Consider the following 14,824-nt stretch of genomic DNA (forward strand, 5'->3'; position numbering starts at 1 on the left):
CTGGATGTGGGGTTGCTGGAGCGGGCGTTGGTGGGGTTGGCGGAGCGGCATGAGGTGCTGCGGTCGCGGTTCGTGCAGGTTGAGGATGAGGTGCTGGTGTCGGTGGGGGCCGAGCCGGTGGTGCCTTTTGAGGTGGTGGAGCTGGGTGAGGGGGAGGCTCGTGGGTTTTTGCTGGGGGTGGCGGGGCGGCGTTTCGATCTGACGGTTGAGCCTCCGGTGCGGGCGTGTGTGGTTCGGCATGGTGTGGTGGATCATCAGTTGCTGGTGACGGTCCATCATGTGGTGAACGATGCGTGGTCGGCGGTGTTGTTCGCCCGGGAGTTGGGTGAGCTGTATGCGGCGTTGGCGGAGGGGCGGCCTGCGTCGCTGGCGGAGTTGCCGGTGCAGTACGCCGATTACGCGGCGTGGCAGCGTTCGCGGGTGGAGGGTGAGCTGCGTGACACCCAGTTGGCCTACTGGCGTGAGCGGCTGGCGGGCATGCCGGAGCGCCTCGAACTCCCCGCGAGCAAGCCACGTCCTGCTCGACGCGGTCACGACGGTGCCAATGTTCCGTTCATGATCCCGACCCCGGTCTTCGAACGGCTGCGAGCGCTGGGCGCCGAGGAGAACGCCTCGCTGTTCATGGCACTGCTCGCCGCCTTCGCCGTCCTGCTCTCCCGGCACACGGGGCAGCAGGACATCTCCGTCGGCACGCCGACCGCGGAACGGCCCAGGCCGGAGCTTGAGCCCTTGATCGGTTTCTTCCTCAACACGTTGGTGCTCCGTACCGACTGCTCGGGTGACCCCACCTTCCGGGAGCTGATCAGGCAGGTCAGGACCACCACGCTGGACGCCTTCGCCAACGCGGAGGTTCCCTTCGAGGCGCTCGTCGAGGACCTGCGGCCGCGCCGCGATCTGGGCAGTACGCCGCTGGTGCAGGCCATGCTCAGCCTGGAGGACACGGAACGGCCTGCGATGCGGGCCGGGGATCTGCAGGTCGAGTGGGTGTCGTCGAACACCACGACCGCCAAGTTCGACCTCTCGCTCCACCTCCAGCGCTTCCCCGGCCGGCTGGGCGGCATCTTCGAGTACCGTACCGACCTCTTCGACGCCGACGTGATCGAGCGCATGGCCGAGCACTTCGTCGCCCTGCTCACCGCGGCGGTGGACGACCCCGACGCGCCCGTCTCCGAGCTTCCCCTGCTCTCCCGGGATGTGGCGGCGGTGGAGGGGTGGAACGCGACGGGGGCGGCGCGGGAGTTCGTGTCCTTGCCCGACGCGGTGGCCGCACGGGTGGCCGCGACGCCCGACGCGCCCGCGGTGTGCGACGCCGACGGTGCATGGCTGACCTACGCCGAGTTCGGCGCGCGGGTGAACGCGCTGGCCGGAGCCTTGCGTGAGCGTGGTGTGCGCGTGGGTGACGTCGTGGGTGTGTGCCTGCCGCGCGGCGTCGATCTGGTGGTGGCCGTGCACGCCGTGGTGGCGGCGGGAGCGGCGTACCTGCCGCTTGCGCCCGACGACCCCGACCAGCGGCTGGCGTTCATGGTCACGGACAGCGGAGTGCGGGCCGTGATCACCGAGGAGCCGCAGCGTTTCGCCGGGTGTGTCACGGTGAGTCCGGCGGCTGAGCCCGAGGACGGGGAGCCGGGACGTGTGCCGGTTCATGCGAGTGCGCCGGCGTATGTGATCTACACGTCGGGGTCCACGGGGCGGCCGAAGGGCGTGGTGGTCTCGCATCGGGCGATCGCGAATCGGCTGGTGTGGATGGGGGAGGCCTTCCCGTTGGCCGCCGGTGATCGGGTGCTGCACAAGACGCCGTTCACGTTCGACGTGTCCGTGTGGGAGTTGTTCTGGCCGTTGATGTCCGGCGCGGGGCTGGTGGTGGCGGGCCCGGGTGCGCATCGTGACACCTCCGCCTTGATCGGGCTGATTCAGCGGCATGACGTGTCGATGGTGCATTTTGTGCCGTCGATGCTGGAGGCGCTGCTGGAGGAGCCGGTCCTGGAGGTGCCTTCGCTGCGGCGCGTGGTGTGTTCGGGGGAGGCGTTGCCGTCGTCGTTGGCGGGGCGGTTCTTCGAGCGGATTCCGCATGCGCGATTGCACAACCTGTACGGGCCGACCGAAGCCGCCGTCGATGTGAGCTGGCATGAGTGTGTGCCGGGGGAGACGCGCACGCCGATCGGCGCGCCGATCCGGGGCATCCGGCTGGAAGTCCTGGACCAGGACCTGCGGCGGGTGCCGGTGGGGACGGCGGGGGAGCTGTGCATCGCCGGGGTGGGCCTGGCCGACGGATACACCGGCAGGCCGGGATTGACGGCGCGGCAGTTCGTCCCCGATCCCTACGGCCCACCGGGTTCGCGGTTGTATCGGACAGGTGATCTGGCGCGGTGGTCGCCGGAGGGTGAGGTCGACTACCTGGGCCGGATCGATCACCAGGTGAAGATCCGCGGGATGCGGGTGGAGCTTGGTGAGGTCGAGGCGGTGCTGGCCGGGCACGCGTCGGTGACCGCGGCGGTGGTGCGGCCGTTCGGCGGAGGGTTGGCGGCGTACGTGGTGGGCGAGCCGGACATCGCGGAGCTGACGGGGTATCTGCGTGCGCAGTTGCCCGATCACATGGTTCCGTCCTGGTTCACGGTGCTGGAGCGGTTGCCGGTCACCGCCAACGGCAAACTCGACCGTGAAGCGCTTCCCACGCCTCAGGCCCCGGCGGACGTGCCCTACGAGGAGCCGAGCGGGGCGGCCGAACGGGCGGTCGCCGAGGTCTGGGCCGAGGTGCTGGACATCGCGCCGCCGGGCGCCCACGACGGTTTCTTCGCCCTCGGCGGCGACTCCATCAGATCGCTCAAGATCGTCGCACGCCTCCGGGCCCGCGGCTACACCCTCAAGCTCGAGGACGTTTTCGTCCACCAGACGGTACGGGAGCTGGCCCAGGCGATCACCCTCGGCGAGACCGGCGAGAGCACGGGCAGCCAGGCGTTCGGCCTGCTCGGCTCGGCGGATCTGGATCGGCTCAAGCAACGATTCCGAGGAGGCAGGCGTTGACGGCGACAGAGTCCGTGACCGGGCTGGAAGACGCCTACCCGCTGACCGCGCTGCAGGCGGGAATGCTCTTCCACAGCGCCTACCAGGAAGACTCCGCGACCTACCACGACGTCTTCACCCTGATCCTGCACGGCACCTACCGGAGCGAGGTGTTCAGGTCCGCGCTGCGCGACGTCATGGCCGGGCACGCCGTCCTGCGGACCTCGTTCGACCTGACCGGATTCGACGAGCCGATCCAGCTCGTCTGGGAAGACGTCGAGCCGCCCGTACAGGAGATCGACCTTTCCGGGTTCGAGGATCCGCGGCAGCGGCTGAGCATCTGGCGGGAGGAGGAGAAGCGGCGGCCGTTCGACTGGGAGGCCCCGCCGCTCTTCCGCGCCGTCATTCACCACCTCGCACCGGGACGGTTCGCGCTCACGCTGAGCTTCCACCACGCGATCCTCGACGGCTGGAGCGTGGCCTCGCTCGTGACCGAACTGCTCGGCCGCTACGCCGCCAGGTTCGCCGCCGACAGTGAACCGGCGGTCCGGCCCGGTGAGGCCCCGAAGCTGACCTTCCGTGATTTCGTCGCCAGGGAGAAGGCCGCGGTGGCGTCCGCGGCGACCGAGCGGTTCTGGCAGGACGTGCTGGCGGAGGCGCCGACCACCACGCTGCCTCGCCTGCCCGGATACCGTACGGGGGACGCGGAGGAGACGACGGCTCACGCCGTACCCCTCGGCGAGCCGCTCGTGGCGGCGCTCCAGCAGGTCGCGCGCCAGGCCAAGGTGCCGCTGCGGACCGTGCTGCTCGCAGGCCACCTCCGCGTGCTCGCGCTGCTCACCGGCGACGCCGATGTCATCACCGGCCTGGTCACGCACGGCAGGCCCGAGCACGAGGCGGCGGAGCAGGTCCTCGGCCTGTTCCTCAACAGCGTGCCCGTCAGGGTCCGTACGGACGTCGGCACCTGGCAGGAGCTGATCAGGAAGGTCTTCGAAGCCGAGGTGGCCCTCCTGCCGCACCGCCTCTACCCGCTGTTCGAGATGCAACGGCTCACCAACCGGTCGCCGGTGATCGACGTCCTCTTCGACTACCGCGACTTCCACGTCTACCGCGACCTCGGTCCTGGCGGCCCGATCGAGGTCGTGGAGAGCGAGTTCTTCGAGCAGACCAACCTGCCGCTCTCGGCCAACTTCACGTGGTCCCCGCAGAGCGGCGGGCTGGAGCTGAAGCTGAAGTACGACGTCACCCAGTTCTCCGCGGACCAGATCCTCCGCATGGGCGAGTACTACCACCAGGTCTTCACCAAGATCGCCGCGGATCCCGCGGCCGATCCCCGTGGCGCGGCGGAGCTCCTCGCCCACGATGTGGCGGCGGTGGAGGGGTGGAACGCGACGGGGCCGGCGCGGGAGTTCGTGTCGTTGCCTGCGGCGGTGGCGCGGCGGGTGGCCGCGACGCCGGGTGCCGCGGCTGTTTGCGGCGGCGACGGGGTGTGGCTGTCCTATGCGGAGTTCGGCGCACGGGTGAGCGCGCTGGCTTCGGCCCTTCGTGAGCGGGGTGTGCGGCTGGGCGATGTGGTGGGGGTGTGCCTGCCGCGGAGCGTGGAGCTGGTGGTCGCCGTCCATGCGGTGATGGCGGCGGGGGGCGCCTATCTGCCGCTGGAGCCGGAGTACCCGGATGAGCGGTTGACGTTCATGGTGGCCGATGCCGGGGCGCGGGTCGTGATCACCGAGGCTCCGGAGCGGTTCGGGGAGGTGGAGACCGTCTCCACCACCGTGCCGGACGTCGGCCGCGGGGCGGAGCCTGTGGCCGTTCCTCCGGAGGCGTCGGCGTACGTGATCTACACGTCGGGGTCGACGGGGCGGCCGAAGGGCGTGGTGGTCTCGCATCGCGCGATCGCGAATCGGCTCGTGTGGATGGGGGAGGCATTCCCGCTCGGAGCGGGGGATCGGGTGGTGCAGAAGACGCCGTTCACGTTCGACGTGTCGGTGTGGGAGTTGTTCTGGCCGCTGGTGGAGGGCGCCGGGCTGGTCGTGGCGCCGCCCGGCGTGCACCTGGACGCGCCGGCGTTGGTGGAGTTGATGCGGCGGGAGCACGTGTCGATGGTCCATTTCGTGCCATCGATGCTGGACGCGGTGATGGAGGCGCCGGATCTGGCGATGCCGTCCCTGCGGCGGGTGGTGTGCTCGGGGGAGGCGTTGCCGAGCGCGCTCGTGGCGCGGGTTCACCAGATGTGGCCCGGTGTGGAGGTCCACAACCTGTACGGGCCGACCGAGGCGGCGGTGGATGTGACCTGGCATGCGTGCCAGGTGGGGGAGGAGCGGACGCCGATCGGGGCGCCGATCCGGGCGACGCGCATCGAGATCCTGGATGCCGATTCGCGGCGGGTGCCGGTCGGGACGGCAGGAGAGTTGTGCATCGGCGGAGTGCAGGTGGCCGAGGGGTATGTGCGGCGGCCCGGGCTGACCGCCGAGCGGTTCGTCCCGGACCCGTATGGCCCGCCGGGATCGCGGTTGTATCGCACTGGTGACCTGGCGCGGTGGTTGCCGCACGGCGAGGTGGACTACCTGGGCCGGATGGACGACCAGGTGAAGGTCCGCGGGATGCGGGTGGAACTGGGCGAGATCGAGGCGGTGCTGGCCCGGCACCCCGCAGTGCAGGCGGCGGCGGTACGGCCGATGAACGGCGTGCTGGCGGCCTACGTGGTGGGCCGGGCGGATGCGCAGGACCTGGTGGGGTTCCTGCGTGAGCGGTTGCCGGAGCACATGATCCCCGCGTCGTTCACCGAGTTGGAGCGCTTACCGGTCACCGCCAACGGCAAACTCGACCGCCAAGCACTCCCTGACCCGGCACCGGCGGCCCGTGCTCCGTACGAAGCCCCCCGGGACGACCTGGAGCGGACCCTCACCGAGATCTGGGCCGACATCCTCGGGGTCGAGCAGGTCGGCATCCGCGACGACTTCTTCGATCTGGGCGGTCACTCGCTGCTGGCGCTCCGCCTGGCCCTGCGCATGCGCCAGGAGCTCGGCCGCGAGATCCCGGTGGGGACGGTCCTCGCCGCGCCCACGGTGGCGCTGCTCGTCGAGGCGCTCGCCGACGAGGGCGAGAACCCGGTGTCACGCGGCAGGGTCGTCCCGCTGCGCACCACGGGCAAGCGCCCGCCGCTCTTCCTCATCCATGCCCTCGGCGGGCAGGTGTTCCGGTATCGGCCGCTCGCCCAGCACCTGGGCGAGGACCAGCCGGTCTACGCCATCCCGGCGCATGGCCTCACCGCGGGCGACGCCGTACACTCCTCGATCGACGAGATGGCGGAGGCCTACGCGGGTTACATCCGCGAGATCGCCCCGGCAGGGCCCTACTTCCTGGGGGGATTCTGCATCGGCGGGAACATCGCCCTGGAAGTGGCCCGCAGACTGCGCGCATCCGGCGAGGCCGTGCCGTACGTCTTCCTCGCCTGGTCCTCCGCGGACGAGCCGGTGGTCGGCTCCACCCTGGAGGACGACACCGCGCTGATGGTGCACGCGCTCGCCGGCGGCGCCACCTCGCTCGACCCACGCGAGCTCAGCCTGCTCGAACCGGCCGAGCGCCTGCTGAAGATCGTCAACGCGGCCACCAAGGAAGGGCAGCTGCGGACGGAGACCGACGACCTCGACCAGATCCAGCGCTACGTGGAGGTCTTCCGCGCCAACGCGCATGCGGTCGGCCGCTACCAGCACGACGTCTACGACGGGCCCGCCGTCCTGCTGATTCCGGAAGAGGACAAGGCGCCCGCCGATGAGGATTTCGGCTGGCGGCCGATCGTCCCGGGCCTGGACACCGGGCTCATCCCCGGCGCCCGCTTCAGCGCGTTGTACGACCCCTACGTCACCAGAACCGCCCACGAATGGAGGAGGTGGATGGACCGTGGCCTCGGACACGCCGACCACTGAGACACCGGCGCCCGCACCGGCCGTAGAGGAGCCCGCGAGCCTCTGGAAGCATCGGGAGTTCCTCAAGCTCTGGCTCGGCTACACCACCTCGCAGTTCGGTAGTCAGATCACCGTGGTGGCCATGCCGCTGGTGGCGATCGTCATCCTCGGCGCGGACGAAGCCGCGGTCGGCACGCTCGGCGCGGTCGGCCGACTGCCGTTCCTGTTGTTCCTGTTCGCCGGCTTCTGGGCCGACCGGTTCCGCAAGCGGCCCACCATGATCGCCGCGGACGTCGGTCGCGCCCTGCTGTTGCTCCTGATCGTCGTCATGTACCTCACCGATACGCTCACGCTCTTCTGGCTCGGCACGATCTCCTTCTTCTCGGTCGCGCTGTTCGTGTTCTTCGAGGTCGCCAACATGTCGCACCTGCCGTTCCTGGTGGGTCGCGAGCATCTCGGTGACGGCAACGCCAAGTTGCAACTGAGCACCTCCGTCTCCAGGATCGCCGGAAACAGCGCGGGATCGGCCCTGGTCAGCACGTTCGCCGCGGCCCTGGTCCTGGTCGTCGACGTGGTGACGTTCCTCGTCTCCGCGATCAGTTGCGCGCTGATACGCAAGCCCGAGCCGGTGCCCACCCCCGGCGAGGACCGGCCGGGCGTGTTCTCCTCGATCGCGGAGGGCCTGCGCTGGGTGTGGCGGGACCCGCTGATCAGGCCGGGTGTGATCGCGGCCGGCTTCTACATGTTCTTCTACACCGGCATCGAGGTCCTGCTGCCGCTCTGGATGGTCCAAGGGCTCGGCCTCAGCCCCTACTGGCTCGGTATCCTGCTGGCCGTCGGCGCTCCCGGCGCCATTCTCGGGTCGCTGCTGGCCACGCGGTCGATGAAGTGGATCGGCATCGGCCCGGCGTTCTTCTGGCCCACCGTGGTCGGCAACCTCTCGTTGTTCCTCATCGGGCTGGCGACGGGGCCGACGTGGCTGCTGCTCGTCATGATCGGAGCCGCGCAGTTCCTGCTGGGCATCACCGGGCCCATCGCGATGGTGGCGAGCGCGACGCTGCGCATGGGCGCCACCCCGCAGCATCTGCAGGGCCGGGTGATGGCCTCACAGCGTGCCGTCGCCCTCAGCCTCGCCCCGCTCGGCGCCCTGCTCACGGGGCTGCTCGCGGCCGGGATCGGGATGCGTACCACACTGCTGATCTGCGCGGCTGGCGCGGTGATCCCGATCTTCGTGCTCGCGCTGTCACCCATTCCCAAGACCAAGGGCATGCCAGAACCGCAGGAGCACTGACCATGGACAAGATCACCTCGGGCGCGACCACGATCGCGGTGCTCGGCGACGCCGCGCGCGGGCCCGCGGACGAGCTGCTCGTCCAGCACGGTGCCGTGCTGTTCCGCGGGCTCGGCATCGCCTCACCCGCCGACTTCCACCAGTTTGTCAGCACGTTCGGGGAACCGTTCACCGACTATCGGCACGGCAACTCTCCCCGCATGGCCGTGCAGACCGGCGTGTGGACCTCCACCGAGTACCCGGCGGAGTACGAGATCTCCCTGCACAACGAGCTGTCCTACGCCCACCGCTGGCCCTCGCGCCTGTTCTTCTACTGCGACCAGGCCCCCGCGACCGGAGGCGCGACGCCCGTCTCGGACTCCCGGGCCGTGCTGGCCGGCATCGCACCCGAGGTTCGCGAGCGCTTCGCCACCCGCGGCGTCGCCTACCTGCAGAACCTGCACGGGGGATTCGGCTTCGGCAAGTCCTGGCAGGACACCTACGAGACGACCGACCGGGCCGAGGTGGAGAAGGCCCTGGCGGAGACCGGCGCGGAGTTCCGCTGGACCGACGACGAGGAGCTCAGAGTACGGCAGGCCCGCCCGGCCATCCGGCGTCACCCCGTCACCGGCGAGGAGGTCTGGTTCAACCAGGCCGAGCAGTGGCACGTCTCCAACCTCCCGGACGACGAGGCCGACGCCCTGCTGGAGATGGCGGAGACCGACGAGGACCTGCCCCTCCAGGCCACCTACGGCGATGGCAGTCCGCTGGACGTGGTCGACCTCCAGCACATCCGCGACGTCGCCAAACGGAACGAATGCTCCTTCCCCTGGCAGGAAGGCGACGTCATGATGATCGACAACCTGCTCGTCATGCACGGCAGGCACGCTTACACCGGCCCGAGACGGATCCTGGTGGCGATGATCTGAGCGGCGCCGGCGCAGCGTCCCTGTATCTGCCGCTAGGACGTCAAGACCCGCGCACGCGGGTCGAGCCGGGGTTTGTCCGAATGCGGTCGGTCGTCCAGCCAGGACCGGATCTCGGCGTCGGTGCCGTCGGCCGGCCGCGCGGCCGGCTGGTCATGGGGTCCATTCGGTTTCGAGAATGGCGTAGATGGCTTCGCTGGCCCAGGTGCCTTTGACGAACTCGTTGTCGATGAGGGTCGCTTCGCGGCGCATGCCGAGTTTTTCCAGGACGCGGGCCGAGGCGGTGTTGAGTGCGTCGAGGCGCCCGGTGATGCGGTGCAGGCCGAGGTCGGCGAAGCCGAGGCGGAGCATGGCGCGGGAGGCTTCGGTGGCGTAGCCGTGGCCGTGGTGGTCGGGGTGCAGGATGTAGCCGATCTCGCCTTGGCGGTGTTGCTTGCTCGTCCAGATGAGCAGGCAACTGCCGATGAGGTGGCCGGTGTCGCGCAGGGTGACGGCCAGGTCGAGGGCGTCGCCTTCGTCGTGGAGCGCGGTGCGGGTGGTCTTCTTGTCAAGGAAGGTGGAGCTGGTGTCGCGGTCGCGGGGCTCCCAGTAGAGGTAGCGGGCGACGTCGGGGCGCGATTCGTAGGCGTTGACGGCGCCGAGGTCGTCGGGCGAGAAGGGGCGCAGGAGCAGGCGCTCGGTGATGATCGGGTAGTGGGGCTTGAGCACGGGGGAAGTGTAGGGGCCGGTCATGGAGGCTTCAACGCGTTTTCGACGGGCACGGTGAGACGTTCCCTCGCCGAGGCACCGCATGGTGACGCCTACCGGCGCGACGACGCGCAGGGGCCGAAACGCCACCGGTGAGACACCGGTGAGATGCCCGTGGAACGCCGCGCTCCCAGGCTTGGCGGCATGGCAATGACTGACAGGACCAGGAGCGCGGCCTGCGGGGCGGCACTTGTTCTCGCCCTAGCCGCCTGCGGTTCATCGGGGCAGGCGGCTCAGTCCTCGGCCGAGCCCTCGGCGAAGGCCCCTGCGACGACTCCGGAGGAGGCCCTGGCAGAGGAACCCGCGGAGGATCCTTCCCCCTCGCAGGAACCCCTTCCTTCGCGAGCGCAGGGCCTCGTCGCCGGACCCACCTCGACCGCCTTCCCGATCGAGGGCAGGAACCTGCGCCTGGTCAGGTCCGGGGAGAAGGAGCTGGCGCTGCAGTTGGACCTCTTCAACGGCACTGACAAGGAGATCTCGCTCGGCACGGTCGGCCTTGACAGTCGCGAGCAGCTCATCGCACTGGTGGACCTGCCCAGGGCCACGGCCTACGGCTTGGTCGGCGGCTCGGGCCCGGACGGGCGGATCAGCGAGGACCTCGACATCGAGCCGGGGCAGTCGGCGCCGGTGACAGCGGTCTTCACCGCTCCGCCCGAGGAGACCACCGAGATGCTCGTCGTGGCCAACGGCCTGCTTCCGGTGACCGTCCCGATCACGGACGACGAACTGACCGACGACCCTGCCCTGCACGGCCCGTACGGCAAGGCCCAGGTCGGCCCTCTGGTCTGCAGGACGGCGGACGGCGCGCGCGAGAAATTCCGGCTGCCCAGCGATGTGCTGTTCGAGTTCGGCAGCTCCAGGCTGTCACCGGCGGCCCGATCCGCCATCGAGGGGCTGCGCGGGCAGATCTCCGCCCCCTCCGGATCAGTGACTGTGGACGGACACACCGATGGGGTCGGGGGCGACTCCGCCAACCAGAAGCTGTCGGAGGAACGTGCCGCGGCCGTCGGCCAGGTGCTCCGGCCCTCCCTGGGCGACGGCTTCGCCTTCCAGGCGAAAGGGCACGGTGAGAGCGACCCCGTGGCGCCCAACACCAAACCCGACGGCAGCGACGACCCGGATGGGCGGGCGCAGAACAGGCGGGTCGAGGTGCAGGTCGAAGGCGACACCACCGTGCAGGCTCCGGCGACCGGCGGCGAGCTGTCGGAAGCCGGTCTGCAGGCGCGGGTGCAGAGCGTACGGCGGCTGTCCGGCTACCTCCTGGCGAGCGTCAAGGTCACCAACCCCGGATCGGAGCCCGCATCCCTCGAATACGAGAACCACTTCACGCCCAAGGAGCTCACCACCGGCCAGCTGTCGATCACGGACCAGAACAGCCGCGGCGACCTGTGCGGCTTTGCCGAGCCCACGTACTTCGACTTCATCGGCACCATGAGCGCCGGCTTCGCGCCGGGCGAGCTCGATTCGGTGCCTGCGGGGGCCGAGGTGACGTTGTGGGGGCTCTTCCCGGCCCCGAGTGCGAGCGTCACGTCGGTGAAGGTGCAGCTCGGCGGGTACGGCGAGCCGCTCCAGGCCGAGATCTCAGCGGACTGAGCCAGGCGCCTCCCCGACCAGGTCAAGGCATACGGCGGGCTGGGTCAGGCGACTCCCCGACCAGGTCGAGGCATACGGCGGGCTGGGTCAGGCGCTTCCCCGACCAGGTCAAGGCACACGGCGGGCTGGGTCAGCCGCTTCTCTGACGGATCAAGGTCCGGCGAGTGCGGCTCGTACCGCGGCCAGGCGGGCCGCGTAGCGGGGCCAGCCGAAGCCAGAGTCGGCATAGGCCGAAGCCGTCGCCTCCGCCAGCTTCCCGGCCCGCTGCCGATCCCCGGCCGCGAGCGCCAGCGCCGCCGACACGGCCCGGGCCGCGAGCCAGGGAATGCTGTGCTCGGCCGCCTCGGCGTAGACCTCGTCCAGCAGCGCCGCGGCCTCGTCCAGTTCGCCGCGCAGGATGAGCAGGTCGGCGAGGTCGATGTGCGCCATACCCGCCCCGGAGCCATCGGTCGCCGCGTAGCCGACAGCCGCGCGGATGTGCCGTTCCGCCCTGGTCAGATCCCCCTCGGCCGCGGCGGCGGCACCCCTGATCAGTTCGTTCAGCGGCAGGATCTGCCGGTCGTCCAGGCGCTCGGCGTAGTGGTCCGACCGGGCGGCGCAGGCCACCGCCTCATCTGGGCGCCCCATGCCCAGCAGCGCCTGCGCCTGGTTGCTGAGGCCGCGCGCCAGCCCGTGCTCGTCGCCGCTCTCCAGGTCGAAGGCGTTGGCGGTGACGTAACGTTCGAGTGCCTGCCGAGCATCGCCGGAGTACAGGTGCAGCGTGCCGAGTGCGTCGGCGAAGGCGGACATCCGCTGCGTGTGGGCGATCCCTTCCGCGTGCTCCAAGCCCTGGAGCAGTGGCGGGAAGGCGTCGCGCAGGCGGCCCCGCTCGATCTCCACGATGCTTCGGTAGTACAGGACGTTCAGGGTCACCAGGTCGTCGGAGGAGATCTCGGCCAGCTCGGCGGCCCTGGTCAGCAACTCGGCCGCCTCGTCGAACCTGCCGACCATGGTGGAGACGAAGGCATGGTCGTTGAGCGCCGTCGCCTGCTCGGTCGGCGTGCTGCCCGGCGCGTCGGCCAGGGCCGAGAAATGCCGCCTGGCCTCGCCGTACCAGCCGCGGATCAGCCACGGCGTGTGCAGTTCGAGCGCCAGCCGCAGCCCATCGGCCGCCCGCTCGGTGCCCGGAGCGCGTTCCAGCGCGTCGAGCAGGTTCGGCCACTCCGCGAACACGGCGGTCACCTCCTCCGCCGCGGCAAAGTCCGTCGGCTCGCCGATCCGGCGAACGAACGCCAGGCACCACCCCAGATGGGCCGCCAGCGCGCTCTTCGTCTCCCCGGCGGCGTCCAGCTCGGCCCGCGCGTAGTCCTTCACGGTCTCCAGCAGCCCGAACCGCCGCCCGCCGCCGGACGTATCCACCGTGACCAGGCTCCGATCGGCCAGCTCGGCCAGTGCGGGCGCGACGTCTCCGGCGGTGACATCCGGCACGGCGCGGTTCGCCGCGGTGGTGTCCGAGGGGGCGCCGCCCGCCGCCCCCGGCGCGGGGTGATCCGCCGCGGCGGCCACGACGCTCGGCACGACGTGTTCGGCCGCCTCCAGGTCGAAACCGCCGCTGAACAGCGACACCCGCCGTAACACCGCCCGCTCCCGCTCGGCCAGCAGGTCGTGGCTCCAGTCGAGGGCGGCACGCAGGCTCGTGTGCCTGCCGCCCGCGTCGCGGCCGCCACCCACCAGCAGGCGTAGCCGGTCCTCCACCCGTGCGGTGAGCTGCGCGACGGTGAGCGTACGGGTCAGACCGGCCGCCAGCTCGATCCCCAGCGGCAGCCGGTCGACGGCGGCACAGATCGCCGCGATGGCGGCGGGCTCGGCGCCGACCTGGTCGGGAGCGCATCGCTGGGCGAACAGCGTCGCCGCCTCCTGCTCGGCGAGCGGCCCGACCCGGTGCAGCTCCTCTCCCGCCGCCAGCAGCGGGCGCTGCGAGGTGACCAGAACGGTCAATGCCCTGGTACGGCTCAGCAGCCCGATGACCAGCTCGGCCGCCTGGTCGATGAGGTGCTCGGCATTGTCGAGCACCAACAGCCCGCCGTCCAGTCGCCCAGCCAGCTCCGGCACCGGATCGTCGGACTCCGACTCCAGCCCCACGGCCGCCGCCACCGCCGCGCGCACTGCTCCTTCCCGCCGTAACGACGCCAGCTCCACCAGCGTCACCGCCCTGGGCGCCGCGCTCGAACGGTCCGTCGCAGCCGGCAGGCCCGCCCCGTCCGGCGGGGCCGCGCCGAGAGCGACGGCTCTGGCCGCCTCGACCGCGAGCCGCGACTTCCCGCTTCCCGGGCTGCCCGTGAGCGTGACGAGCCCCGGTCGCGCGAGCCGCCCCACCAGCGCCGCCAGATCGCTGTCCCGGCCGACGAAGCTCGTCGTCGGCCCTGGCAGACGCACCGACGGCTGAACCGGACCCGGCGCGCGCACAGACGGCTCGGCCGGAAACTCCGCGGGCGACTCCCCGGCGGGGTCCGCCGGGCCTCTGGACGGCTCGCCCGCCGTGGGCTCGCGTCCGCCGGTGATCTCCAGGGCGACCTTTTCCTGCGGTCGCCCGCCTTCCTGCAGGGACGGATCCTGGCGGAGCATACGCAGCTCCAGAGCGGAGGTCTCAGGAACCGGGTCCACGCCGAGCGTGTCGGCCAGCCTCCGGCGAAGCCTGGCCAGCCGGTCGAGCGCGTCGGCCTGCCTGCCGGTGCGGTAGAGAGCCAGCGCCAGCAGCCCGCACAGGCGCTCGTGCAGTGGATGCTCGGCGGCCAGCCGTTCCAGCTCCATGCTCACCTCGGCCGCCGCGCCCAGGGCCAGGTCGGCGGTGAGCCGTCGCACCAGCAGGTCCAGCCGCCACGCCTCCAGCCGCTCCCCCTCCACCTCCGCATAGGGAATCGCCCGCAGGTCCGCCAGCGCGGATCCGCGCCAGAGCCCGAGCGCCTGCGCCGCGGCGCCCCGAGCGCCTTCGTGGTCACCGGACCTGGCGGCCGCGTGCGCCCGCTCGGCGGCGGACCGGGCCTTGGCCAGGTCCGCGGCGTGGGCGGCGAGCGCATATCCGCCGGGCGTCCTGACCAGTGGCGGCAAGGCCGAGCCACGCCCGCCATCCCGCTCCGCAAGGGTACTGCCGGCGACGAGGGCGGCACGCAGGCGAGAGGCGAGGACCCGCAGGCGCTCGGTGGGACGCGCCAGCTCCGCCTCCCCCCACAGGTCGGCGGCCAGTCGTAGGTCGGGAACCGGAGACCCTTCCGCGAGGGCGAGCCGGGCCAGCAGCGCACGCTCCAGGAGACGCTCCACCGCGATCGTCTCGTCTCCGGCACGGACGGTGACCGGTCCAAGCACGAGGACGTCCAGGCGGCAGGGGGAGGACATGAGGGGATTAT

At 70.9% G+C, this 14,824-nt stretch carries 7 protein-coding genes; 5 read left to right on the forward strand and 2 right to left on the reverse strand.

The window, feature by feature from the left end; all coding sequences use genetic code 11:
- From BLS95_RS49595 to BLS95_RS49610, 4 genes are all read left to right on the forward strand, one after another.
- Positions 1 to 3,021, forward strand: a 3,021-nt coding sequence (locus BLS95_RS49595) for a non-ribosomal peptide synthetase (RefSeq protein WP_143044241.1), incomplete at its 5' end; no start/stop codon positions are given.
- Positions 3,018 to 6,926 carry a non-ribosomal peptide synthetase gene (locus tag BLS95_RS49600; protein WP_143044242.1) on the forward strand — a complete coding sequence of 1,303 codons (3,909 nt, stop codon included), beginning with the start codon at positions 3,018 to 3,020 and terminating at the stop codon, positions 6,924 to 6,926. The genes BLS95_RS49595 and BLS95_RS49600, both read left to right, overlap by 4 nt.
- Positions 6,901 to 8,196 (forward strand): MFS transporter, encoded by a 1,296-nt coding sequence (locus BLS95_RS49605; RefSeq protein ID WP_176993828.1) that lies wholly within the window; start codon positions 6,901 to 6,903, stop codon positions 8,194 to 8,196. Before BLS95_RS49600 ends, BLS95_RS49605 begins: the two co-directional genes overlap by 26 nt.
- A 2-nt stretch (positions 8,197 to 8,198) precedes the next feature.
- Complete coding sequence (locus tag BLS95_RS49610; RefSeq protein WP_090946613.1) at positions 8,199 to 9,104, forward strand: TauD/TfdA family dioxygenase; 906 nt, start codon at positions 8,199 to 8,201, stop codon at positions 9,102 to 9,104.
- 150 nt (positions 9,105 to 9,254) lie between these two features.
- Here BLS95_RS49610 and BLS95_RS49615 read toward each other — a convergent pair whose 3' ends face one another.
- The gene (locus BLS95_RS49615) at positions 9,255 to 9,809 is read right to left on the reverse strand and encodes a GNAT family N-acetyltransferase (protein WP_090946667.1); all 555 of its coding nucleotides are present in this window, start codon (positions 9,807 to 9,809) and stop codon (positions 9,255 to 9,257) included.
- A 183-nt stretch (positions 9,810 to 9,992) separates the two neighbouring features.
- On the opposite strand from BLS95_RS49615, the gene BLS95_RS49620 reads away from it, so the two are divergent.
- Positions 9,993 to 11,441, forward strand: coding sequence for an OmpA family protein (locus BLS95_RS49620; RefSeq protein WP_176993829.1), 1,449 nt, complete (start codon positions 9,993 to 9,995; stop codon positions 11,439 to 11,441).
- Between the two features lie 150 nt (positions 11,442 to 11,591).
- On the opposite strand, the gene BLS95_RS49625 is transcribed toward BLS95_RS49620, so the two are convergent.
- Entirely contained in the window at positions 11,592 to 14,813 is a 3,222-nt protein-coding gene (locus tag BLS95_RS49625; RefSeq protein WP_090946615.1) for an AfsR/SARP family transcriptional regulator, read from the reverse strand.
- Positions 14,814 to 14,824: the final 11 nt, after the last annotated feature.

This window comes from Nonomuraea jiangxiensis, assembly GCF_900099965.1.
GTDB lineage: Bacteria > Actinomycetota > Actinomycetes > Streptosporangiales > Streptosporangiaceae > Nonomuraea > Nonomuraea jiangxiensis.

What these genes read in the sequence shown, in the direction of transcription:
- BLS95_RS49610 (WP_090946613.1), top strand. Translation starts at nt 8,199, where the DNA reads ATGGACAAGATCACCTCGGGCGCGACCACGATCGCGGTGCTCGGCGAC.
- BLS95_RS49620 (WP_176993829.1), top strand. Translation starts at nt 9,993, where the DNA reads ATGGCAATGACTGACAGGACCAGGAGCGCGGCCTGCGGGGCGGCACTT.
- BLS95_RS49625 (WP_090946615.1), bottom strand. Translation starts at nt 14,813, where the DNA reads ATGTCCTCCCCCTGCCGCCTGGACGTCCTCGTGCTTGGACCGGTCACC.